We start from the raw sequence: 23,116 nt of genomic DNA on the forward strand, positions 1-23,116 counted from the left end.
GGTATTCCGCGGCCCGCAATGTGCGCGCACGCACACGCCGGGGGCGTGATCCGGGCGTGCGCGGGTCATCTCAGCGGTCTTCGGGGCGGTCTTGGAGAGCTGCCAACGGCCCGGGCGCCGGCCCCGCTCCGGTCGCCGGGATGGGCGGAAGCGTGCCTGCGAGGGTGGCCGCGACGAGCCTCGGCAGGGCGTCGGCGTAGCGGGCCGGCGCGGCGAAGCGGGCGGCGAAGCTGTCGGGCGCGCGGGCGTAGGCGGCAACGTGCCCGCGCGCGCGCAGATCGCCCATCGGCGCGTCCGGCGCGATCCACGCGGCCCAGACCGCCTCCGCCAGCGGGGCCGGCCGGCGGAAGCCCGGGATCACCACCACCTCCTGGCCCGCATAGGCGAGCGCCTCCGGCCGGCTGATCTCGCCGACCGGCGCGCCCCGGCTGATCAGCGAGGCCCAGAAGGCGTGCTGGCCGCCGTCCGAGTAGGTGGTGCGAACCGCCGGCGTCCCGTCGTGGACGAGCGCGGCGATGCGGGCGGCTTCCGCCGCCCGGCGTGTCGCCACCGCCACCTCCTTGGCCGGATCCCGCGCGGGCGCGAAGACGTAGCGTCCGCCCTCGACGCCGACCTGCAGCTCCTCGCCCGTCGCCTCGAACCGGTCCGCGCCCTCCTTGAGCTGCTGCCAGAAGGCGTAGTTCGGGTCGGCCCGGTGCCGGGCCATGTTCTCGGCGCTCATCCGGAACGGGTAGGCCTGGAACTGGAAGGCGGCCTGCCCGCCTTTGAGGGCGTCGCGGGCGATGGCGTAGATCTCGCCGACCGATCGGTCGGTCATCGCGAAGCAGCCCATCGAGGAGCAGACGCCGTGCACCATCACGGCCGAACCGGTGCCGCCATGCGCGCGGTCGTAGGCGTTGGGGTAGCCGATGTCGAAGGAGAGATAGTAGCGCGAGTTCGGGTTCATCTGGCGCTTGGGCACCGTGTAGAACCCCTCCGGCGTCTGGCGGTCGCCGGTCTGGCGCTTCGGCCCGAGCTGGCCGGACCAGCGGCAGATCGGAAAGGTTTTGACGTGGACGAAGCGGCCGCCGGGGCCCCGCTTCCACACCTCGATTTCGGATTCCTTCTTATAGGCCCGGAACAGGACCGGGCTCGACGGGTCCGTGCCCCTGGCCTGCATCAACGCCACGGTGGCGGCCGGGATCGGTGCCTCGGCCTTGGCGTTCTGCGCGCGCGCCGCCGGAGCCGCCGCGAGGCCGGCGAGCAGGGCGATCGGCAGGAGGCGGCGGAGGGGCGGCGGCATGAACGGCCCGGACGGGATCGCCGCGGCGCGCGGCGCGATGCCGGCGCATCGTCGTGCGGGCACGGTTAACGATTCTGTACCGGTATTGCGGCGGGCGTGAGGCTCCGCAAGCGGGCGAAGCGCAGCGTCTCGGTCCAGGGCAGGGGGCCTCATCCCCGTGCCGGGAGACGCGCGAGGCGATCTCGCGGAACGAGGCCGGTGCCTTCAGCGCGGCAGGCGCGGAGCGTCGCTCACCGGGCGGGGCGCGCCCTGCATCTGGCGCGCGGCGCCGGCCGCGCTCGGCGGAAGGTCTGTGCCGGGCGCCGCCCCCGGCGCGCCCGGTACGAAGGCCGGCCCGCGCCCGCCGTCCCGCCCGAAGGCGTAGCCCGCGTTCACCCCGGCGTAGAAGCCGGTGAAGTCCTCCGCCCCCGCCGGGCCGGCGAGGAGCAGCAGGGCGAGGCAGGGCAGGGCACGGCGCATCCGGGGCTCTCTCGCGATGATGTCCCGGCCGTGGACCGAGCACGAAAAACGGCGGCCCGGACGCTCCGGACCGCCGTCTGATGTCACGTCGGGATCGCGGCGGAAGCGAGGCCGCCGCGGATCCGCTGGATCGGTCGCTCAGTCGACCGTGATGCTCTGGGCCTCGCGGCCCTTCTGGCCCTCGACCACGCCGAGGGTGACCTGCTGGCCCTCGGCCAGCGAGTCGAGACCGGCGCGCGACAGGGCGGAGCGATGCACGAACACGTCCTTGCCGCCGTCGTTGACGGAGACGAAGCCGAAGCCCTTGGCCGGGTCGTACCACTTCACGGTGCCGGTCATCTCGACCGACGGGCCGGAGGCGAAGCGCCCACCGCCACCGCCGCCGCCGAAACGGTCGCCGCCGCCGAAGCGATCACCGCCGCCGTAGCCGCCGCGATCGCCGTAACCGCCCCGGTCACCGAAGCCGCCGGTGCGCGGGCGCATCTCGCGGCGCGGGGCCGGAGCCTCGGCCGTCGAGGTGTCGACGCTGGTGACGTTCGTGACCTGCGGACCCTTCTGGCCCTGCGCCGTCTGGACCGTCAGCTTGGTGCCCGGCTGCAGATCGTCGTGGCCGGCCGCCTCGACGGCGCGGATGTGGAGGAAGGCGTCGCCCGAGCCGTCACCCAGCTCGACGAAGCCGAAGCCCTTCTCCTTGTTGAACCACTTCACCGTGGCATCACGCTCCGGACCCGAGGGGGCCTGGGCCGGGCCGGCGCCACGCGGCGCGCCGCCACCGAAGCGGCCACCGCCGCCGAAACCACCACCGCCGCCGCCGCCGAAGCGGTCGCCGCCGTAGCCGCCACCGCCGTACCCGCCGCTCGGCGGTGCCTGATCCGGCCAGCTCGGCTCGGAACCCTCATCGAAGCCGCGCTTCTGCGGCCCCCGAAAATCACGACCACGTCCCATAGAAAGCTCGCAAAAACCGTCCCGCCGCACGTCCAGCATACCGCGTGCGTGCCGGCTCGACAGCCCACGCCCCGCACTACCATCACTCTCGGTCGCGGTAACCAAGACCAACGCCTCAGTCCTGACGCAATCGGGCCTTGACTGCAAGGTCCTTGTGGCGCGACGGGCACGGCAAGTTTAAATTTTCGTCTCCATTGCAGAGCGGCGCGGCCGGGCTCGGCCCTGTCTCTCGAAGGCGTTAGCAAAGTCCGTAATCCTTCCGGACTAGGGTGCGGGGGCTCGGTTCCGAGCTCCCACCTGGACCCCGCGATGATCGCGACGCCCACTTTCCCCGACATCTCCGCCCTCGTCGTGGACGAGAGCCTCTACATCCGCCGAATCGTGCGCGACATGCTGATGCGCGTCGGGATCAAGCGCGTGCTGGAGGCGCCCGACGGGGCCGAGGCGCTCGGCGTCCTGGCCGAGAGCAAGCCCGACATCAGCATCATCGACTGGGACCTCGCGATCCTCTCGGGCGAGGAGTTCATCCGGCTGGCCCGCACGCCCTCGACCTCGCCCTGCCCGACGATCCCGATCATCCTGATGCTGGCCCAGCCCCGCCGCAACGTGGTGGACCGGGCGATCTCGCTCGGCGTCAACGAGATCATCGCCAAGCCCTTCTCGCCCAAGACGCTGTGGTCGCGCCTCGACGAGGTGATCAACCGGCCGCGGCCCTACAACCAGGTGAAGAGCCTGCTGCGTCCCACCCCGCGTCAAGCGGCGCTGAAGGCGATCGCCTGACGCGCAAGGCCCCTGGCCCATCTCGGACGGTGGTCCCGCGTCCCATCTGGCGATTGCGCTTCACGGGCAAGCCTGTAGTCTCAATCCCGAATGACGGCCGGGCGGTCTGCCGGGGCCGGTGTGAGAGAGTTCGAACAGCGCCGATGAGGGACGAGAGCGCCGCTGCCGCGCCGGCCCGCCCCGCCCACGGCGCGGGGGGCTTCCGCGAGCGACAAGGCGAGAGAATCGGCGAGAGGCCCTCTGGGCGCGAGGGCCGGCGCAATCCCGCCTACGCGGCGCTCGATCTCGGCACCAACAACTGCCGCCTGCTGATCGCCGAGCCCGCCTCCAGCGGCTTCCGGGTCATCGACGCCTTCTCGCGCATCGTCCGGCTCGGCGAAGGGCTGGGCAATTCCGACCGGCTGAGCGAGGCGGCGATCGAGCGCACCGTCGAGGCCCTGCGCATCTGCCGGGCCAAGATGCAGGCCCGCGGCGTGCGGCGCGCCAAGATCATCGCCACCGAGGCCTGCCGGCTCGCGGTGAACGGGGCGGCCTTCGTCGAGCGGGTGCGCGCCGAGGTGGGGCTCGATCTCGAGATCGTGGACCGGCAGACCGAGGCCTACCTCGCGGTGACGGGCTGCGCCGCGCTCGCCGACCCGCGGGCGGAATCCGTGGTGATCTTCGACATCGGGGGCGGCTCCACCGAGATCGCGTGGCTCGACGGCTCGGCGGCCAACCCCTCGACCGACCCGACGCTGCGCATCCGCGCCTGGGACTCCCTGCCCGTCGGCGTGGTGACGCTGGCCGAGCGCCACGGGGGCGCCGAGGTGACCCGGCTGATGTTCGAGGGCATGGTCGAGGAAGTGGTGGGGCTGCTCGCCCCCTTCGCGCTGCGCGCCGCCGCGGCCGCGACCGCACCCCACTTCCACCTGCTCGGCACCTCCGGAACGGTGACGACGATCGCCGCCATGCACCTGCGCCTCGCCCGCTACGAACGCAGGCGCGTCGACGGGCTCTGGATGAGCGAGGACGAGGTGGCGGGCGCCATCGACGACCTGCTCGACACGCGCCTGGAGCAGCGGGCCGACAACCCCTGCATCGGCCGCGACCGGGCCGATCTCGTGCTCGCCGGCTGCGCCATCCTGGAGGCGATCCGGCGCGCCTTCCCCTCCGATCGCCTGCGCATCGCCGACCGGGGCTTACGCGAAGGGCTCCTGATGAACATGATGCGCGAGGACGGCGTCTGGCGCCGCGGGGGTTGGCGGTGAGCGACAGGCGCGGCGGAGCCGGCTCCACCGGGGGCGTGCGGGGCGACCTGAAGCAGCGGGTGAAGACCGCGCGCGGGCGCACCGTCTCGCAGAAGCGCTGGCTGGAGCGCCAGCTCAACGATCCCTACGTGGCGCGCGCCAAGCGCGAAGGCTACCGCTCGCGCGCGGCCTACAAGCTCCTGGAGATCGACGAGCGCTTCCACCTGCTCAAGGCAGGCCAGCGGATCGTGGATCTGGGGGCGGCGCCCGGCGGCTGGTCGCAGGTCGCGGCCCGGGTGGTCGGACCCGCGGGCAAGGTCGTCGGCATCGATCTCCTGGAGATCGAGCCGATGGCGGGCGTCGAGTTCATCACCCTCGACTTCCTCGATCCGGAGGCACCCGAGCGGCTGACCGCGCTGCTCGGCGGCCCCGCCGACCTCGTGATGTCCGACATGGCGGCCAACGCCACCGGCCACAAGAAGACCGACCACCTGCGCATCATCGGGCTGGCCGAGACCGCGGCCGAGTTCGCCCGCGAGATCCTGGCGCCGGGGGGCGCCTACCTCGCCAAGGTTCTGCAGGGCGGCACAGAGGGGGCGCTGCTCACCGACCTCAAGCGCGATTTCGCGCTGGTGCGCCACATCAAGCCGCCGGCGAGCCGGGCCGATTCGAGCGAGCTCTACGTGCTGGCCACGGGCTATCGCGGCCCGGCCGGCCGGGCTTTGGAGGCGGACACGGAGTAGGGCGTCCGTGCTGCTGGACCTCGCGCTCTGGCTCGCCACCCCCGCGCCCTGGCGGCACCGCCGGCTCGGCTACGTGCGCGAGAGCGTGCTGCTCTCCGCCCGCGCCCGCCGCTGCCGCCGGGTATGGGCCCCCCACGCGGCCCATACCCGGGCTGCGGTGCTGGCGGCCTGCGCCGACCTCCCGCTGCGGCGCGAGGCGGTGGTGCTGGGCTCCGGCCCCCTCGCGGACGTGCCGCTGGCCGAACTCGCCGCCGCGTTCGAGCGGGTCGTCCTGGTCGATGCCGTCCACCCCTTGAGCGCGCGGCTGGCCGCGCGGCGCTTCGGCCATGTCCGCCTCGTCACGGCGGACCTGACGGGAGCGGGCGATCCTGTCGGCGACCTCTGCGGGCGGGCCGACCTCACGGTCTCGGCCAACCTCCTCACGCAGTTGCCAGTCGTGCCGGTCGACCGGCACGAGGCCGCCGGGCTGCCGGTGCCGGAGCGTCTCGGCGCGGAGATCGTCGCGGCCCATCTGGCGGCCCTGGGGCGGCTGCCGGGCCGGGTCTGCCTCGTCACCGATACCGAGCAGCGCACGGAGGATCGCGCGGGCCGGGTCACCGATCGTCTTGACCTGCTGTTCGGCGTCTCGCTGCCCCCGGCGCCGCTGTCCTGGGACTGGGAGCTCGCCCCCTTCGGCGAGGCCGAGCGCCACCGGCGGCTCGTGCACAGCGTGCGGGCCTATCCGGACTGGGCCGCGGCGCGGGACGGGCTGTCCCTGCCGTAGGCCGACACCTTCGCACGCTCCCGCACTCTCCCTCCCCCGCCGAGGGGAGAGGGAGGACGCGAGGAACCGGTGCCCTCTGTCCAAACCCCTGAGCTTCTCGGACAGCGCCCACGAAAAAGGCCGCCCCGGTCTCCCGGGGCGGCCTCGTCCTGTCCAGAACAATCACTCGGCCGAGTCGGCCGTGGCCTTGGCGGGCGCCTCACCCTCCGTGCCCTCGAAGCGGGGGCGGCGGCGGCGGCGCGTCTTCGGGGCGGGGGCCTCCTCGGAGGCCTCGGTCGGCGCGGGCGTGGCCTCGGCAGGCTGCGGCTCCGGAGCGGGGGCCGGGCGCGGGGGCGTCATCAGGAAGGCGGGCAGGCCGGCGGGCGCGTCCTCGACGGCGCGGGGCTCCTCGCGGCGCCGCTCGCGGCGGGGGCTGCTCTCGCGCGGCTGCTCCGTTCGGGCCTCGGCGCGCTCCTGCCGCTCAGGTCGCTCCTGACGCTCAGGCCGCTCCTGGCGCTCCGGCCGGTACTCCTGACGGTCGCGATCCGAACGCTCGGGGCGCTCCTGACGCTCACCGCGCTGGAACTCGCCGCGGCCGTTCTCGAAGCGGTTGTCGCGGGTGTCCTGACGGCCCTCGTGGCGGTTGTCCTGACGGCTGTCCTGGCGGTTGTCGGGGCGCCCGTCCTGCCGGTTGTAGTCCTGGCGCGGCTGGTAGTCCTGGCGCCCGTCCTGACGGCCCTGGTTCTCGTAGCGCGGACGCTCGTTGCGGTTGTTCTGGAAGCGCTCGCGGCGCTCGTTCCGGTTCTGCCGGCCGTCCTGCTGGTAGTCGGGCCGGGACTCGTAGGGCTGGGGCTGCTGACCGGGATCGCCGTACTCGTCGCCGTAGGCGCCGTAGCCCTGGCCGTTCGGACCCGAGCCCTGACCCTCCTCGTCGCCCTCCTCCATCTCGTCCTCGAAGGACTGGCGGGCGTAGCCGAGGCCGGCCTGCGGCCGGTTCTGCTCCTGCGCGCCGGAGATGATGCGGAAATAGTGCTCGCCGTGCTGGAAGTAGTTCTCCGCCGCGACCGGATCGCCGGCAGCGAGCGCGTCGCGCGCGAGCTGGGCGTACTTGTCGGCGATGTGCTGGGCGGTGCCGCGGAGCTTAACGTCGGGGCCGTTGGATTCGTACGAACGGGTCAGCGGGTTGGGGCCCTTCGGCCGGTTGCGGCCGCGCATCCGTCGGTTCTGGTTTGGTCTCATCGGTCTCAGATGACCCTCGTTCACGCGAAAGGCGTCTGGTGTACGGCGTCGGGATGTCCCCGCGGGAAGCCGCGCCCGCTTCCTGCGGCGGCTCGCCCGTGCGGACCGCGCCGGGATGACCTCGGTCATCCGCCGGCCTTGCGGCCGCCTGCCCGATGCCTCGGGCTCCTGTCGGCGTCCAGGACGCCGGTCGATTGTCAGGCTCGAGCGGCACCGGACCGCGGCGCTGGATCGGGAACGCGCTTGTCCGGAAGCCAGAAGATCGGCGAACAATTCGGCGGAGGAGATCGTCGCCGACCTTACACCCGCTCGTCTTAACGAAACGTTCGCGATCTGCAAGCCGACTTTAACGGCGATCGGGAAAAGCAACAAGCATTTTTTCCAACCCGTTGCAGATCCTGGGGTTCATGAGTCTTGGCGGTCGAGACTCCGCGGTCGAGTCTCGGCGCCCGCGTCGCGGTGCCGGCACCTTGCCGAGCCGGATTCACAATATCTCCTGCGTCAGGATCATGACGCGGTCGTGGCCGGCAAGATCGCGTACCACCGTCCGCCGATCGAAGCCTCTGCGCCCGGCCAGATCGTCCAGAGCCGCCGCCTGATCGAACCCGATCTCCAGAAGCGCCGCGCCGCCCGTGGCGAGGCGGGCCGGCAGCGCGTCGAGGATGCGCCGGTACGCCACGAGCCCGTCCGCGCCGCCGTCGAGGGCCGGCATCGGATCGTGCTCCCGCACCTCGCGGGCGAGGCCCGCGATGACCGGCGTCGCGATGTAAGGTGGGTTCGAGACCACGAGATCGAAAGGGGGGCCGGCGAGCGGATCGCACCAATCCCCGGCGAGAAATGCGGCGCGGGTGCCCACGCCGTTCAGCGCCGCGTTGGCGCGGGCGGTGCGAAGCGCGCCGGGGCTGCGGTCGAGGCCGACCCCGAAGGCGCGGGCGTATTCGTGGAGCAGCGCCGTCAGGATGCAGCCGCTGCCGGTGCCGAGATCGAGGATGCGCAGGGGCGCGCTCCGGTCGGGGCGGAGGCGGAGGGCTGCGTCCACCAGGGTCTCGGTGTCGGGGCGCGGCACCAGGGTCTCGGGCGAGAGCCGGAACGGCAGGCCCCAGAACTCCCAGGCCCCCACGATGCGCGCCACCGGCTCCCCGCCGAGGCGGCGGTGGAGGGCGTCCGCGAGGCGCGCGGCGCCATGCGGACCGATCGGCGCCGCGCCCGCGCCGACGAGATCGAAGCTTTCCAAGCCGAGCAGGTCGAGGACGAGGAAGCGCGCCTCGCCCGCCGGGTTGGCGATGCCGTGGGCGGCGAGGTGTTCGGTCAGATATCGCAGGGCGCCGCGGCGGGACGTGTCGGGCTTGAGCCCTTCCCCCGCAGAGGGGGGCGGGGAGGGCGCGTCGTGCCCTGCGTCTCCGCTCACGCCATCCCCTCGGCGGCGAGCAGCTCCGCCTGATGCTCGGTGACCAGCGCGTCCACGAGGTCGTCCAAGGCCGGGCCGGCCAGCACCTCTTCCAGCTTGTAGAGGGTCAGGTTGATGCGGTGGTCGGTCACGCGCCCCTGCGGGAAGTTGTAGGTGCGGATGCGCTCCGAGCGGTCGCCGGAGCCGACCTGGGCCTTGCGGTCGGCGGCGCGGGCCGAATCCTTGGCCGTGCGCTCGGCCTCGTAGAGCCGCGACCGGAGCAGCGCCATGGCGCGCGCCCGGTTCTTGTGCTGGGAGCGCTCCTCCTGCACGAACACCACGATCCCCGAGGGGACGTGAGTGATGCGGATCGCCGATTCCGTCTTGTTGACGTGCTGGCCGCCCGCCCCCTGAGCCCGCATGGTATCGATCTTCAGGTCGGCCTCGTTGATGGCGATGTCGACCTCCTCGGCCTCGGGCAGCACCGCCACGGTCGCCGCGGAGGTGTGGATGCGCCCCTGCGTCTCGGTGTCGGGGACGCGCTGGACCCGGTGGGCGCCGCTCTCGAACTTGAGCCGCGCGAAGACGCCGCGGCCCTTCACCTCGGCCACCACCTCGCGGTAGCCACCGACCGTGCCCTCGCTCTCCGAGATCACCTCGACGCGCCAGCCCTTGGACTCGGCGTACTTGGCGTACATCCGGAACAGGTCGCCCGCGAAGAGCGCCGCCTCGTCGCCGCCGGTGCCGGCGCGGACCTCGAGGATCGCGCTCTTCTCATCCGCCGCGTCCTTGGGCAGCAGCATCAGCTGCAGGGCCCGGTGCGCCTGCTCCAGAGCCGCTTCCGCCTCCGGCTTCTCCTCGGCGGCGAGCGCGCGCATCTCGGAATCCTGGCCGGGCTCGTCGATCATCGCCTCGATGCCCGCGAGGTTGGCGGCCGCCGCCCGGTAGGCGTGGATCGCCGCCACCACGGGGTCGAGGTCGGAGAGCTCGCGCGAGAGCTGCACCACAGCGTCGGACTCGAGGGTGCCGGCCGCGAGCGTCGCGGTGACGATGTCGTGACGGGTCAGGATCGCGTCGAGGCGCTCGGGGGGAAAGGGGATCATCGCCCTGGCATGTTCGTGACGAAGGAATGGCGAGAAGCGGACGCGCGGGGCGCCTGCCCCCTAGATGGGCACGCCGTGCGCCTTGGCGAAGGCTGCGAGCGCCGGGCGCAGGCTGTCGCCGTCGTGGCCGCGGGCCATCTCGACGTCGATGAGTGCGGTGACCGCGCCCGCGTTGAGGCTGAGCACCATCGCCTTCACCGGGCCGATCGCGGCCGGCGACATCGAGAAGTTGCGGAACCCCATGCCGATCAGCGCCATGGCGTCGAGCGGGCGCCCGCCGATCTCGCCGCAGACGGTCACGGGGCAGCCCGCGGCCTCGGCGCGCTCGGCGATCAGCCGGAAGGCGCGGATCGCCGCGACCGAGAGCGGGTCGAAGCGGTGGGCCACGCGCCGATTCTCGCGGTCGACCGCAAACAGGAACTGCATCAGGTCGTTTGAGCCGACCGAGAGGAAGTCGGCTTCCCGCGCGATCTCGTCGATCTGGAACAGCAGCGAGGGCACCTCGATCATCGCGCCGAGCTTGCAGTCGGCGGGCAGCGCGTAGCCGTGGCGGCGCAGATGCGCCTTCTCGCGCTCGACGATGGCCCGGGCCCGGACGAACTCGTCCACGGTCGCCACCATCGGGAACATGATCTTGAGCGGGTGCCCGTCCGAGGCCTTGAGGAGGGCGCGCAACTGGACGCGCAGCAGCGCCGGCCGGTCGAGGCCGATGCGGATCGCCCGCCAGCCCAGCGCCGGGTTCTCCTCCTCGAGCTTGGGCATGTAGGGCAGGATCTTGTCGCCGCCGATGTCGAGCGTCCGGATCGTGACCGGCTTGTCGCCCGACGCCGTGAGCACCGCCCGGTAGAGCGCCTGCTGCTCGGCCGCCGAGGGCATGCGCTGCGCCACCATGAACTGCAATTCGGTGCGGAACAGGCCGACCCCCTCCGCGCCCGTCTCGTTGAGGTGCGTGAGATCGACCAGCAGGCCGGCATTCAGATGCAGGCCGATCCGCACCCCGTCGCGGGTGACGGCCGGCACGTCGCGCAGCGCCCGGTACTGCTCCTGCCGGCGGGCGCGCAGGCGCACCATCTCGGCATAGGCCGCCTCGATCTCGGGGCCCGGCCGGACATGCACCTCGCCCGCCACCGCGTCCACGATGATGGCGTCGCCGGCATCGCAGAGCGCCGAGGCGTTCTCGACCTCACTGACCGCCGGGATGCCGAGCGCGCGGGCCACGATCGCGACGTGGCTCGTCGGGCCGCCCTCCTCCAGCACGAGGCCGCGCAGGCGGGCGGGCTCGTAGTCGAGGAGCGCGGCCGGGCCCATCGAGCGGGCCACCAGGATCGCGTTCTCGGGGATGGAGCCGGCCAAGCCGATCATCTCTTGGCCGATCAGCTCGCGCAGCAGCCGGTTCGTCAGGTCGTCGAGATCGTGCAGGCGGTCCCTCAGATAGGGATCGCTCTGGCGCATCATCCGGGCGCGGTTGTCGGACTGCACCCGTTCGACCGCGGCTTCCGCCGTGAGGCCGGAGCCCACCGCCTCGCGCATCCGGCGCAGCCAGCCCTTGTCGTGCGCGAACATGCGCACGGTCTCCAGCACCTCGCGCGATTCGGCGGTACCGAGCTTGTCGCCGCGCTCGACGAGGTCGTCGATGGCCGAGCGCACGTTCTCGATCGCCGCCTCCAGGCGGCTCATCTCGCGCTCGCTGTTCTCGGCGATCAGCGTCTTCACGACGATGCGCGGCTCGTGCAGCACCACGTGACCGAGGCCGATCCCCTCGGCCAGCACCGTGCCGCGCACGCTGACCGCGCGGCGCGCGGCGGTGCCCGCATCGGGGGCGAGCGCCTGCAACTCGCCCGAGGCGATCATCTCCGAGAGCACCATAGCGGTGGTCTGGAGCGCCTCGATCTCCTCCTCGGAGTAGACCCGGTAGGTCTTGTTCTGGACGGTGAGTACGCCGAGCGTGTTGCCGGCGCGCAAGAGCGGCACGCCCAGGAAGGCGTGGAAGGATTCCTCGCCCGTCTCCGGACGGTAGGAGAAGGCCGGATGCTGCTGGGCGTCCGAGAGCGCCAGCGGCTCGGCGGTCTTGGCGATCAGGCCGACGAGGCCCTCGTCCGCGCGCATGCGGGTGAGGTGCACGGCCTCGCGGTTGAGGCCCTCGGTGGCGAAGAGTTCGAGGGTGTTGTCGTCGCGCAGGACGTAGACCGAGCAGACCTCGGCCACGACGTTGGCGGCGATCAGGACGACGACGATGCGGTCGAGGCGCGCCTGTGCGCTGACCGGCTCCGCCATCGCTTCGCGGAGGCGGCGCAGCAGCAGGCGCGGGCCTCCGGGCGCAGCGGGCATCGTCTCGTCATTCCAGCGTCAGGGGCCGGTTCGGCGTTCACCAGCCCTGCAACCTTGACGCCAGACGGCATGCGCCGCGCGGCGCCCTCCCCCCGGGGTTCAGGCCTGATCGAGGCCGTATAGCGAGTGGAGCGTGCGAACGGCAAGCTCCGTATAGGCCGCGTCGATGAGCACCGAGAACTTGATCTCCGAGGTGGTGATCGCCCGGATGTTGATGCCCTTGGCGGCCAGCGCCCGGAACGCCTTGGCGGCCACGCCCGCGTGGGAGCGCATGCCGACGCCGATGGCCGAGACCTTCACCACGTCGGTGGCGCCCTCGATCTGCGCGAAGCCGATCGTCTCCGCCTGCTGGTCGAGCACCGTGCGGGCGCGCTCGTAGTCGGCGGCCGGGACCGTGAAGGTCATGTCGGTGGTCGACTGGTCGCCCGAGACCGTCTGGATGATCATGTCGACGTTGATGTTGGCGTCCGCCAGCGGGCCGAAGATCGCCGCGGCGACGCCGGGGCTGTCCTTCACGCGGCGCAGCGTGATCTGCGCCTCGTCGCGCGAGAAGGCGATCCCGGTGATGATCTGCTGTTCCACGATGTCGTCCTCGTCGCAGATGAGGGTACCGGGGCGCGCGGCGTCCGGCGGATCGAAGGAGGAGCGCACGGTGGTCGGCACCCGGTGCACCATGGCGAGCTCGACGGAGCGGACCTGCAGCACCTTGGCGCCGAGCGAGGCCATCTCCAGCATCTCCTCGAAGGTCACGCGCTCCATGCGCTTGGCCTTCGGAACGACGCGGGGGTCGGTGGTGTAGACGCCGTCCACGTCCGTGTAGATGTCGCAGCGCTCCGCCCCGATGGCGGCGGCGACCGCCACCGCGCTGGTGTCCGAGCCGCCGCGGCCGAGCGTGGTGAGCCGGCCGGTCTCGGCGTGCATGCCCTGGAAGCCGGCGATCACCGCGACCTCGCCGCGCTTGAAGCTGGCATCGAGCCGCGCGCCGTCGATCTCCGCGATGCGGGCCGAGCCGTGCGCGTCGGAGGTGAGGATCGGGATCTGCCAGCCCTGCCAGGACCGGGCCGGGATGCCCATCTTCCTGAGCGCGATGGCCAGCAGCCCCGAGGTGACCTGCTCGCCCGAGGCCACGACCGCGTCGTACTCGGCGGCGTCGTAGAGCGGGTCGGCGTCCTTCACCCAGGCGACGAGCTCGTTCGTCTTGCCGGACATGGCCGAGACCACGACCGCGACCTCGTAGCCGGCCGCGACCTCGCGGGCGACGTGGGCGGCCACGTTGCGGATCCGATCCACGTTGGCGACGGACGTGCCGCCGAACTTCATCACCAGACGGGGCATGTCGCGTCCGCGTTGTGTCTTAGAGAAGCGTCCCGGTGCCGCGGACAGGGCCCGGCGGCTGTACCGGCTCGGGTTTGGGCGGGTACAAGCGGGGGGAGGGGCTGTCAACAAGCCGGCCGCCAGGTCGGAGGCAGTCTAAAGTCGGGCGTCACGGAACGGATCGGGCAAGCATGGCCGGTGCAGGCACGGAAGGAACGGCGGGCCGGGTCGAATCCGGTCGGGTAGACCCGGCGGAGGTGGCGCGTTTCGACGCGCTCGCCGCGACGTGGTGGGACGAGGCCGGGCCGATGCGGGTGCTGCACCGCTTCAACCCGGTGCGCCTCGCCTACATCCGCGACCGGGTCTGCCGGCACCACGGCCGCGAGACCGACCGGCCCTTCGCGCTGGAGGGCCTCAGCGTCATCGATATCGGCTGCGGCGGCGGCATCCTCGCGGAGCCGCTGGCGCGCCTCGGCGCGAACGTCACCGGGCTGGAGCCGGCGGGCCAGAACCTCGCGGTAGCGCGCGCCCATGCCGAGGCCGGGGCGCTCGCCATCGACTACCGCGCCGACACGATCGAGGCTGTGGCGGCCGAGGGCGCCCGCTTCGATGTGGTGCTCGCCATGGAGGTGATCGAGCACGTGCCCGACCCGCAGGCCTTCCTGCGGGCGGCCTGCGCGGCAGTGAAGCCCGGCGGCCTCCTGTTCGCCGCCACCATCAACCGGACGCTGCGCTCCTTCGCGCTCGCCATCGTGGGGGCCGAGTACGTGCTCGGCTGGCTGCCGAAGGGCACGCACGACTGGGACAAGTTCATCACCCCCGAGGAATTGAAGGGGATGCTGCGTGCGGGCGGCGTCACGCCGGTCGATACACAAGGGGTAGTCTACAACCCGCTCAACGACGGCTGGCGCCAGAGCCGGGACACGGCGGTGAACTACATGGTCGCGGCCGAGAAGCCGGCCTGATCGGCCTGATCCCCGGACCCGGCCCGAAAGTCCTCTTGCGGGGCGGCGCTTGCCGGGGCATCGCCGGGAGACGACGGGGAGGACGCGATGCGGGCGCTGCTGTGCACGAGGCTGGGCAAGCCGGAGGATCTCGGCCTCGAGACCGTGCCGGACCCGGAGCCCGGACCCGGAGAGGTCGTGGTGCGGGTGCGGATCGCCGCGCTCAATTTCTTCGACACGCTGATCATCGCCGGCCGCTACCAAGTGAAGCCGTCGCTGCCCTTCTCGCCGGGCGGCGAGGCCTGCGGCGTGGTCGAGGCGCTGGGGCCGGATGTGCGAGGCTTCGCGGTCGGCGACCGGGTGATCGTCCATGCCAAGTTCGGCACCTGCCGCGAGCGCGTCGTGGCCGATCCCGGCCAGCTCACCAAGGTCCCGGATGGGGTCTCGGACGAACAGGCGGCCGGCCTCACCATCACGTACGGCACCTCGCTGCACGCGCTTCGCAACCGGGCCCGCATCCGGCCGGGCGAGTGGCTGGCGGTGCTCGGCGCCTCGGGCGGCGTCGGCCTCGCGGCGGTGGAGCTCGGGGCGCTGATGGGCGCCCGCGTGATCGCCTGCGCCTCTTCGGAGGACAAGCTCGCGGTGGCCAAGGCCCACGGGGCGGAGATCGGCCTCGTCTACGACCCGGCGACCCTGAAGGACGCGCTGCGCGAGGCCTCGGGCGGCGGGGTCGACGTGGTCTACGACGCGGTCGGCGACGCCTTCGCGGAGCCGGCGCTGCGGGCTTTGCGCTGGCGCGGGCGCTACCTCGTGGTGGGCTTCGCGGCGGGCGAGATCCCGCGCCTGCCGCTCAACCTGATGCTGCTGAAGGAGCTCGACGTGCAGGGCGTCCACTGGGGCGCCTTCCTCGACCGCGACCCGGCCGCGCATCAGGAGAACCAGCGCCAGCTCCTCGCCTGGGTGGCGGAGGGGCGGCTGACGGCCAAGGTCCACGGGGTCTACCCGCTGGAGGATTACGAGGCCGCCCTCGGCATCCTCACCCGCCGCGAGGCGGTGGGCAAGGTGCTGCTCAGGGTGTGACGTCGGAAGCGGGACGGCCTCAGAGCAGCCCCCGCTCCCGCGCCAGCTTGACCAGATCGACCTGCGGCCGGGCGCCGATGTGCTGGATCACCTGGCCGGCGGCGAGCGCCCCGAGCTTCGCGCTCGCGACGTTGTCGAGGCCGCGGGCGTGGCCGGCAAGGAACCCGGCGGCGAAGAGGTCGCCCGCGCCCGTGGTGTCGACCACCTCGGCGACCGGTGAGGCCGGCACGGAGCGGATCTCGCCGCCCTTCACCACGACCGCGCCTTCCTCGGAGCGGGTGACGAGGCCGAGCAGGTGGATCCCCCGGCCGTTGCGCTCCTGCGCGAGCGCCTTGATGGCGGCATCTGCGTCCTCGGTCTCGTAGAGGCTCTGCAACTCGCCGATATTGGCGAACAGGATGTCGATGCTGCCGTCGCGGAGCAGGCCCAGGAACTCGTCGCGGTAGCGGCCGACGCAGAAGGCGTCCGAGAGGGTGAGCGCCACCGCGTTGCCGGCGCCGTGGGCGATCTGCACCGCCTTGCGGAAGGCCTCCTTGGCGGCCGGCGGATCCCAGAGATAGCCCTCGAGGTAGGTGACGCGGGCGCTCTGGACGACGGCCGGATCGACGTCAGCGGGGGACAGTCCCTGGCAGGCGCCCAGATAGGTGTTCATGGTGCGCTCGCCGTCCGGCGCCACCAGGATGAAGCAGCGGGCGGTGGCCGGTCCGTCAACGGCGGCCTTGACCGGGAAATCGACGCCGACCGCCTTCAGCTCGTGCGCGTAGAGGCCGCCGAGCTCGTCGTCGCGCACCTTGCCGATGAAAGCCGTCTTCGCGCCGAGCTTGGCCGCGCCGACCGCCGTGTTGGCGCCCGAGCCGCCCGAGACCACGGTGGTCGGGCCCATCGCGGCGAACAGGGCCTCGGCCCGGGGCTCGTCGATCAGCGCCATCGAGCCCTTCGGCACGCCCTGGGCTGCCAGGAAGGCCTCGTCGGTGCGCGCGATCAGGTCGACGATGGCGTTGCCGAGCACGAGAAGGTCGAGGGGAGCGGTCATGCGGGCGTCCTGTTCCGGTTCGCCGGCCTGTCGCACCGGCGCCCGCAGGGGTCAAGCCGGGTCGTCATCCTCGGACAGGTCGGCGAGGGCGAGGTCGAGCCCGGGCGGATCGAGCCGCAGCGCGCCCGAGGCTACGATGTGGGTCTCGATCAGGTCCCCGCCCCCGCAGCAGACGAGGGCGTCGGGCTCGTAGGCTGTCTCATGGTCGATCTGAACGGTCGTCCCGTCCAGACACATGCGGCAGGGCAGGGCACCCCGGCGGATCGCGGACTTCAGGGTCGTCTGAACCGCGAACTTCGCGTCCGCATGGCGCGCCCGCTGCGGCGACATCGCGACGATCTCGCCGGCATTGAGTTCGTACCGACCCGGCCGACCCTCGGCCCAGACCAGGAACTCGTCCACTCTCATCCGCGGTGGCGCATCAAGCTTCGGCGCGGCGCTCATGGGGCCAGCCTACAACGATTCGCTTGGCCGCGGGTTCACTGCCCCTGCAGCACCTTCACCTCGCACTGGGCGTAGTCGGCGCTGGCCTTCACGTAGGCGTTGAGCTTCTGCACGTAGGCCTCCGCGATCGGCCGGAAGGCCTGGATCTGCGCGTTGTAGGCCTTGATCTGGTCGCTGTAGGTGTAGGCCTCCCAGCCCGGGCAGCCGCCCTTGGCGTCGAGGCAGGCGGGCTTCTGCGGCAAGACCGGCTTCTCGGGGCGCTCGGCCGCGGGCGGGGCCACGGGCACCGTGCAGGCGGCTGCGGCCGGCCCGGAGATCAGCAGCGCCAGGACTGGGATCGTGAACCGCATGGAACGCCTCCGCGCGGCCGGATCGCCCGCGGTCACGGCTTCTGCGGCATCGCGCGGGCCGGAACAAGGCCGGATCCCTGCCGCTCAGCTCCAGGCCCCGTCCCCGGTCCCACCCTGCGCGCCGGCTTGCCGCGCACGGTGTTGGCGAGCGGCAGGAGCAGGCCGACGCCGAGCACCCACCAGGCCGGGCGGATCGGGCCGGAAAAGTCCAGATTGGCGCCGAGCACCAGCCCGGCCGGCACGCCGCTCTTCAAGCCGTACCACGCGGCCTCCAGGAGGGCCGTCAGCAGCGCGGTGCCGAGCGCGAGGAGGAGGAGCGACCAGGGCCGGGTCGGCGCCGAGAGGCGGTGCATCAGGCGCCAGCCCATCAGCAGAAGGAACAGGCCGGTCCAGAAGACCGGGTCCGTGACGTCGATCTTCGATTGCAGGAAATAGTGCAGCAGGCCCAGGGCCGCGATCGGGTAGACGAGGCGGTGCAGGCGGTTCCAGGCGGGCCCCATCCGGCGGATCGCCGCGTCGGTCGAGGTCCAGCCGAGCGCCACGAGGCCGGCGAGCGCCACGAAGCCGATCGTCAGATAGATGCGCAGCGCGATCTCGGAGGCGACCTTCGCGAGGTCGAAGTTCTGGTCGACGACGTAGAGCGCGAGGTGGGCCACCGCGTAGGCGAGCGCCGCGAGGCCCAGCATGCGCCGCAGGTTGATCAGCCGCGGCCAGTCCGCGATGCGACGGAGCGGGCTCACCGCCAGCGTGGCGAGGAGCAGCCGCACGGCCCAGTCGCCTGTGCCGTGGATCAGCGCGGTGACGGGCTTCGCGCCCAACGCGTCGCGGGCGTAGCCTTGTGCGAGATAGAGGCCGGGCGCCAGAACCAGCAGGAAGCAGAGGAGCTTCAAGACCGAGAGGCGCCCGGCCCGGTCGAGCCAGGGAAGCGGCAGAGTCGTGCGTGCGGGCATGCGGGGCGTGTTCGCTGGAAGGCGGCGGCCGGAGAACGGCCGGGCGGCGCAGGGTGATGCATCCGGGATGCGTCACCGGACCTTTCGCCGCGCCGCATCCGCGGTTACGCCCCGAGACCTCCCGCCGCGGGGCGGCCCGCTCAGCCCTCCTTGCCGTCCTTCGGGCCGTCCTTCGGCGTCAGCTTGAGGATCCGGCCGTCCGCGCCGTCCGTGACGGCGTAGACCGCCCCGTCCGGACCGACCCGCACGTCGCGGATGCGCGCGTCCAGCGGCACGCGCTCCTCCGTCACCACCTTGTCGCCGTCGAGCTTGACCGCGACGATGCCGCCGCTGACGAGCCCGCCGATCAGGAACTGGTCCTTCCAGGCCGGGAACAGGCCGCCCGTGTAGAGCGCCATGCCGGAGGGGCCGATGACGGGATCCCAGTAATAGACCGGCTGCACCGTGCCGGCCGCCTGGGTGACGCCCTCGCCGACCTTCTCGCCCGAGTACTCGATGCCGTAGGTCGCCACCGGCCAGCCGTAGTTCAGGCCCGGGCGCGGACGGTTCAGCTCGTCGCCGCCGCGCGGCCCGTGCTCCACGGTCCAGAGCCGGCCCTGGCCGTCGAGGGCCGCCGCCTGGACGTTGCGGTGGCCGTAGGACCAGATCTCGGGACGGGCCTTCTCGCTGCCCGCGAAAGGGTTGTCCTTCGGGGCGTTCCCGTCCGTGTCGATGCGGAACACCTTGCCGAGGCCGCTCGCGAGATCCTGCGCCTGGACCCGCGGACCCTTGTCGGAGCGCTCCCCCACGGTGACGAAGAGCTTGCCGTCGCCGGCCGGCACGATGCGCGAGCCGAAATGCTTGTCGCCCTCGTAGGCGGGCGTCTGGCGGAAGATCACCTTCAGGTCGTCGAGCTTGGCTCCGCCCTTGCCGTCCTCCACCAGCTTGGCGCGGGCGACCGTGGTGCCGTTGCCCTTCTCGCGGGGCTCGGAATAGCTGAAGAAGATCGTGCGGTCGGAGGCGAAGCCGGGGCTCAGCGCCACGTCGAGCAGGCCCCCCTGGCCGCGGGCATCGACCTTGGGCACGCCCGCGACGGCGGGGCCCGGCGTGCCGTCCTTCGCAACGAGGCGGATCTTCCCGCCCTTCTCGGTCACGATCATGCGGCCGTCCGGCAGGAATTCCATCGCCCAGGGGCTGTCCAGGCCCTGCACGGCGGTCGCCACAGCGACCTCGGTGGCCTGGGCGGGCTTCGGGGCGCGGGTCTGGTTCGGCAGGAGCGGCTTGTAGCCCGTGTTCGGGGCCTCGGTCTCGGCCGGGCTGGTCCCGGCCGAGGGGGCGTTGGGCGCGCTGAACGCCTCGCCGCCGATGCGGGAGGCGGGCGTCTCCTGGCCGGACGCTGCGCCGGCGAGGCCGAGCGTCGCCGCGGCGGCGAGGGCGAGGGATGCGATGCGCGTCACACGTGAATCCTCCAGATGTCCGCACGCCTTGGAGCGCGAGGGCCGGGTCCGTCGGGCAGGAGATGGGGCGCGCGCCCCGGACTTCGAGGCTCGGCCGCCCACCGGCGACGCTGGACCGCGCCGGTGCGCCGGGACACGCCCCAAGAGACCCCCCATGAGAAAGCCGGGGCCCGGCCATGCGGTACCGGGCGCGCGCCTTGACCGCCACGGATCCCGTTGCCAATTCTGCCGCACTGCGGGCAGCGTCTTCGCGCCGCCGTCCGCGCTGACGAAAGGGACTGTGATGGCGACGGTGAAAGTGACCGACGCGAGCTTCGAGCAGGACGTTCTCAAGTCCGCTGAGCCCGTGGTTGTGGATTTCTGGGCGGAGTGGTGCGGTCCCTGTCGGCAGATCGGTCCCGCGCTGGAGGAGATCTCCGCCGACCTCCAGGGCCGCGTGAAGATCGCCAAGATCAACGTGGACGAGAATCCGGGTGTGGCCGCCCAGTTCGGCATCCGCTCGATCCCGACCCTGCTGCTGTTCAAGAACGGCGAACGGGTGGACCAGAAGGTCGGCGCGGCCCCGAAGGGCGACCTCGCCCGCTGGATCAACGCCCAGACCGCGTCCGCCTGAGGCCGGTCGGACCCGGGCGGACGGCGCCGACCTCCGGTCGAGCCGCCCGCCCCTGGTTCCGCCAAGCCCTGGTGACTGCACGGAAAACACGCGAAAAAGCCCGGCCGCGAGGCCGGGCTTTTCGGTTTCAAGACCCAGATTTTTTTGATGGTTCGGAGCCCGGGCGAGGCCCGGGCTCCGCCGTATCGGCTTAGTAGGAGCCGAACTTGTAGTTCAGACCGGCGCGGACGACGGCGAACGAGTTGTCGTCGCGGCGCAGCGGGCCACCCGAGAAGACCGGGATCAGGCCGTTGGCGGTCTGGAAGCCGCCGACGAGCGGCAGGCCGACGGCGTTGCGGTTGTTGCGGTCGAACTGCACGTACAGACCTTCGACCTTGAGCGTCACCGCCGAGGAGCGGAAGAAGTTCAGGAACGAGTCGGTCGGGAGCGCGTACTCGACACCACCACCCGCGGCCCAGCCGGTGAGGAAGTCGTCGTTGCGGTTGTTGAAGTTGGTGAAGGCGACGCGGGCGCCGCGGTCACCCGTGGCGTAGGCGAAGCCGCCGGTGCCGTAGAACAGGACGCGGTCGAAGGCGTAGCCGAGACGGCCGCGCACGGTGCCGAAGAAGTCGAGCGTGCTGAGCACGCTGTCGACCGGCACGAAGGCGGGGTTGATCGTCAGGGCGTTGGTGGTGAAGCGGCTGCGACGGCCACCGAAGTCGAGGTACTGGGCGTCGGCCTCGAAGCCGATGACCACGCCCGAACCCGGGGTGAGCTGCCAGTTGTAGCCGATCTGGCCACCGCCGGTGAAGCCTTCGTTGTTGCCGCTGTTGTAGGTCAGCGTCGAGCCGACCGGGCCGAGGACGCCGGCCGTGGTGAAGCCGCCGTTCGGGAGCTGCACGATCGGGCTGGCGGCGTTCGGCGGGAGCAGCGGGCTCGACTGCGTGAAGCCGTTGGAGCGGCGGTCGCTGGCGTCGAAGCCGTAACCGGCGTTGAAACCGGCGTAGAAGCCCGTCCAGGTGAACACCGGAACCGGCGTGAAGACCGGCGGCGGAGCGCGGCGCGGAAGGTCGGCGGCGGTCGCGGCAGCGGTCAGCGCCGTGAACATCGCCAACGAGGTAGCAAGCTTTTTCATTGTTGTGATCCCCAGCATTTGTGCCCGATCGGTGGGGACCTTATGTGATTTTCCACAGCCAAGATGTAGCGCGGCGGCCACAGGCGCAGGGCCTCTCAGTAGGCCCGGCGCTGAGCTGCGGCAAACACTTGCTTAAGATTTGGCTGTTCCGGGGATCCCGCCGCGATTCTTCGCCGACGCAATACAGTCATCGGTTGCGTCGGTCCGGTTTCGGTGCTGCTCCGGGTTGTTGCACCAGACGAGCGGCGGGCCCGCCTTCCGCCAGCCTCAGACCGGCGGCGTGCCGTTGGCGGTGAGCACCGCGCCCGCGAGATAGAGCGAGCCGCAGATCAGGATGCGCGGCGGAGCCTCGAAGGCGATGTCGGAGATGCCGGAAAGCGCCGCCTCGATGCTCGGGGCGACCCGCGCGCTCAGGCCCACGCCCTCGGCGATCTGCGCGACCTCCTCGGCGGGGCGCGCGGCCATCTGGCCGGCGATCGGCACGGCGATCAGGGCGCGCGACAGGCCGACGAAGTGGCGCAGGAAGCCCTCGGCGTCCTTGGTTCCGAGGAGCCCCACGACGAGGACGAGCGGCGCGTCGCTGCGCTCGCCGAGTTCGGCAAGTGCCGCCGCCAGGATGCGCCCGCCGTCGATGTTGTGGCCGCCGTCGAGCCAGAGCTCGGAGCCCGCCGGCACCAGCGCGGCGAGGCGCCCGCGGCTCAGGCGCTGCAGGCGGCCGGGCCACTCGACATTGCGCAGGCCCGCCTCGATCGCCGCCGTGCCGATGTCGCCGAAGCCGGCCGCGCGGAGCGCCGCGATGGCGGTGCCGGCATTCGTGAACTGATGGCGGCCCAGCAGCTTCGGCTTGGGCAGGTCGAACAGGTCGGTCTCGTCCTGGTAGACGAGGCGCCCGCGCTCCTCGTGCACCGAGAAATCCTGGTTGCCGACGAGGATCGGCCCGGCGCCCACCGCCTCGGCGCGGCGGCAGAGCACGGCGTCGGCCTCGGCGTAGTCCTGTGCGGCGATCACGGCCGGGCAGCCGCGCTTGAAGATGCCGGCCTTCTCGCCCGCCACCGCCTCGACCGTGTCGCCGAGATACTCCGCGTGGTCGCGTCCGATCGGCGTCACCACGGCGGCGGCGGGCTGGTCGATCACGTTGGTGGCGTCGACCCGGCCACCCAGGCCCACCTCCAGGAGGAGCACGTCGGCGGGCGCCTCGGAGTAGAGCAGGAGGGCGGCCGCCGTGGTGATCTCGAAGACGGTGATCGGGTCGCCGGCATTCGCCGCCTCGCAGCGCGCGAAGGCGTCGGCGAGCCGGTCCTCGGGCACGAAGCTGCCGCCCCCGATCGCGCCGAGCCGGATGCGCTCGTGGAAGCGCACGAGGTGGGGCGAGGTGTAGACATGGGCGGCCAAGCCCCCCGCCTCCAGGATCGCCCGCATGAAGGCGATGGTCGAGCCCTTGCCGTTGGTGCCGGCCACGTGGATCACCGGGGGCAGGCGCCGCTCCGGATGGTTGAGCGCCGCCAGCAGCCGTTGAATTCGCCCGAGCGACAGGTCGATCGTGCGGGGGTGGAGCGCGAGGAAGCGCGCCATCATCGCGTCGGAGGAGTCCATCGTCGGGCTTC

Annotated in this window: 22 protein-coding genes; 7 read left to right on the plus strand and 15 right to left on the minus strand. The window is 72.1% G+C overall.

Annotated features, from left to right (window positions below; translation table 11 throughout):
• Positions 1-70: 70 nt before the first annotated feature.
• The 3 genes from DK427_RS06150 to DK427_RS27315 all read right to left on the minus strand — a co-directional run bounded on the left by DK427_RS06150 (position 71) and on the right by DK427_RS27315 (position 2,686).
• The gene (locus tag DK427_RS06150) at positions 71-1,282 is read right to left on the minus strand and encodes a L,D-transpeptidase family protein (protein WP_245930966.1); all 1,212 of its coding nucleotides are present in this window, start codon (positions 1,280-1,282) and stop codon (positions 71-73) included.
• Between the two features lie 204 nt (positions 1,283-1,486).
• The gene (locus DK427_RS06155) at positions 1,487-1,741 is read right to left on the minus strand and encodes a hypothetical protein (protein ID WP_109950488.1); all 255 of its coding nucleotides are present in this window, start codon (positions 1,739-1,741) and stop codon (positions 1,487-1,489) included.
• Between the two features lie 138 nt (positions 1,742-1,879).
• Positions 1,880-2,686 (minus strand): cold-shock protein, encoded by an 807-nt coding sequence (locus DK427_RS27315; RefSeq protein WP_109950489.1) that lies wholly within the window; start codon positions 2,684-2,686, stop codon positions 1,880-1,882.
• A gap of 309 nt (positions 2,687-2,995) precedes the next feature.
• On the opposite strand from DK427_RS27315, the gene DK427_RS06165 reads away from it, so the two are divergent.
• From DK427_RS06165 to DK427_RS06180, 4 genes are all read left to right on the plus strand, one after another.
• Positions 2,996-3,466 carry a response regulator gene (locus tag DK427_RS06165; protein WP_109950490.1) on the plus strand — a complete coding sequence of 157 codons (471 nt, stop codon included), beginning with the start codon at positions 2,996-2,998 and terminating at the stop codon, positions 3,464-3,466.
• Positions 3,467-3,609: 143 nt separating this feature from the next.
• A complete protein-coding gene (locus tag DK427_RS06170) occupies positions 3,610-4,713 on the plus strand; it encodes a Ppx/GppA phosphatase family protein (protein WP_109950491.1) in 1,104 nt (367 codons plus the stop codon).
• Complete coding sequence (locus DK427_RS06175) at positions 4,710-5,435, plus strand: RlmE family RNA methyltransferase (RefSeq protein ID WP_109954036.1); 726 nt, start codon at positions 4,710-4,712, stop codon at positions 5,433-5,435. Before DK427_RS06170 ends, DK427_RS06175 begins: the two co-directional genes overlap by 4 nt.
• A 7-nt stretch (positions 5,436-5,442) precedes the next feature.
• A complete protein-coding gene (locus DK427_RS06180) occupies positions 5,443-6,198 on the plus strand; it encodes a hypothetical protein (RefSeq protein ID WP_109950492.1) in 756 nt (251 codons plus the stop codon).
• Between the two features lie 162 nt (positions 6,199-6,360).
• Here DK427_RS06180 and DK427_RS06185 read toward each other — a convergent pair whose 3' ends face one another.
• The 5 genes from DK427_RS06185 to DK427_RS06205 all read right to left on the minus strand — a co-directional run bounded on the left by DK427_RS06185 (position 6,361) and on the right by DK427_RS06205 (position 13,569).
• Positions 6,361-7,392: a DUF4167 domain-containing protein gene (locus tag DK427_RS06185; RefSeq protein WP_109950493.1), complete on the minus strand. Its 1,032-nt coding sequence runs from the start codon at positions 7,390-7,392 to the stop codon at positions 6,361-6,363.
• A 508-nt stretch (positions 7,393-7,900) separates the two neighbouring features.
• Positions 7,901-8,737 carry a peptide chain release factor N(5)-glutamine methyltransferase gene (gene prmC / locus DK427_RS06190; protein ID WP_109954037.1) on the minus strand — a complete coding sequence of 279 codons (837 nt, stop codon included), beginning with the start codon at positions 8,735-8,737 and terminating at the stop codon, positions 7,901-7,903.
• Positions 8,738-8,820: 83 nt separating this feature from the next.
• On the minus strand, positions 8,821-9,906 hold the full coding sequence (gene prfA, locus DK427_RS06195) for a peptide chain release factor 1 (protein ID WP_109950494.1): 1,086 nt from the start codon (positions 9,904-9,906) through the stop codon (positions 8,821-8,823).
• A 60-nt stretch (positions 9,907-9,966) separates the two neighbouring features.
• Positions 9,967-12,234 (minus strand): phosphoenolpyruvate--protein phosphotransferase, encoded by a 2,268-nt coding sequence (ptsP, locus tag DK427_RS06200; RefSeq protein ID WP_109950495.1) that lies wholly within the window; start codon positions 12,232-12,234, stop codon positions 9,967-9,969.
• Between the two features lie 99 nt (positions 12,235-12,333).
• Positions 12,334-13,569, minus strand: a complete 1,236-nt coding sequence (locus tag DK427_RS06205; protein WP_109950496.1) for an aspartate kinase — start codon at positions 13,567-13,569, stop codon at positions 12,334-12,336.
• 170 nt (positions 13,570-13,739) lie between these two features.
• Here DK427_RS06205 and ubiG point away from each other — a divergent pair, with 170 nt between their 5' ends.
• Positions 13,740-14,513 carry a bifunctional 2-polyprenyl-6-hydroxyphenol methylase/3-demethylubiquinol 3-O-methyltransferase UbiG gene (ubiG, locus tag DK427_RS06210; RefSeq protein WP_109950497.1) on the plus strand — a complete coding sequence of 258 codons (774 nt, stop codon included), beginning with the start codon at positions 13,740-13,742 and terminating at the stop codon, positions 14,511-14,513.
• Between the two features lie 87 nt (positions 14,514-14,600).
• Positions 14,601-15,572 carry an NADPH:quinone oxidoreductase family protein gene (locus tag DK427_RS06215; RefSeq protein WP_109950498.1) on the plus strand — a complete coding sequence of 324 codons (972 nt, stop codon included), beginning with the start codon at positions 14,601-14,603 and terminating at the stop codon, positions 15,570-15,572.
• 19 nt (positions 15,573-15,591) lie between these two features.
• Here the strand turns inward: DK427_RS06215 and DK427_RS06220 are convergent, their stop codons facing one another.
• The 5 genes from DK427_RS06220 to DK427_RS06240 form a co-directional block, all read right to left on the minus strand.
• The gene (locus DK427_RS06220) at positions 15,592-16,605 is read right to left on the minus strand and encodes an adenosine kinase (protein ID WP_109950499.1); all 1,014 of its coding nucleotides are present in this window, start codon (positions 16,603-16,605) and stop codon (positions 15,592-15,594) included.
• Between the two features lie 51 nt (positions 16,606-16,656).
• Positions 16,657-17,013: a Uma2 family endonuclease gene (locus DK427_RS06225; protein WP_245930820.1), complete on the minus strand. Its 357-nt coding sequence runs from the start codon at positions 17,011-17,013 to the stop codon at positions 16,657-16,659.
• Between the two features lie 71 nt (positions 17,014-17,084).
• Complete coding sequence (locus DK427_RS06230) at positions 17,085-17,399, minus strand: hypothetical protein (RefSeq protein ID WP_109950501.1); 315 nt, start codon at positions 17,397-17,399, stop codon at positions 17,085-17,087.
• 32 nt (positions 17,400-17,431) lie between these two features.
• Entirely contained in the window at positions 17,432-18,349 is a 918-nt protein-coding gene (locus DK427_RS06235) for a protein-methionine-sulfoxide reductase heme-binding subunit MsrQ (protein WP_109950502.1), read from the minus strand.
• 140 nt (positions 18,350-18,489) lie between these two features.
• On the minus strand, positions 18,490-19,785 hold the full coding sequence (locus DK427_RS06240; protein ID WP_109950503.1) for a PQQ-dependent sugar dehydrogenase: 1,296 nt from the start codon (positions 19,783-19,785) through the stop codon (positions 18,490-18,492).
• Between the two features lie 283 nt (positions 19,786-20,068).
• Here DK427_RS06240 and trxA point away from each other — a divergent pair, with 283 nt between their 5' ends.
• Positions 20,069-20,398 (plus strand): thioredoxin, encoded by a 330-nt coding sequence (trxA, locus tag DK427_RS06245; protein WP_109950504.1) that lies wholly within the window; start codon positions 20,069-20,071, stop codon positions 20,396-20,398.
• Positions 20,399-20,588: 190 nt separating this feature from the next.
• Here the strand turns inward: trxA and DK427_RS06250 are convergent, their stop codons facing one another.
• Positions 20,589-21,512, minus strand: coding sequence for an outer membrane protein (locus DK427_RS06250; RefSeq protein ID WP_109950505.1), 924 nt, complete (start codon positions 21,510-21,512; stop codon positions 20,589-20,591).
• Between the two features lie 267 nt (positions 21,513-21,779).
• A complete protein-coding gene (locus DK427_RS06255; protein WP_109950506.1) occupies positions 21,780-23,105 on the minus strand; it encodes a bifunctional folylpolyglutamate synthase/dihydrofolate synthase in 1,326 nt (441 codons plus the stop codon).
• Between the last annotated feature and the right edge of the window lie 11 nt (positions 23,106-23,116).

Origin of the sequence: Methylobacterium radiodurans, from assembly GCF_003173735.1 — a bacterium.
Lineage (GTDB): Bacteria > Pseudomonadota > Alphaproteobacteria > Rhizobiales > Beijerinckiaceae > Methylobacterium > Methylobacterium radiodurans.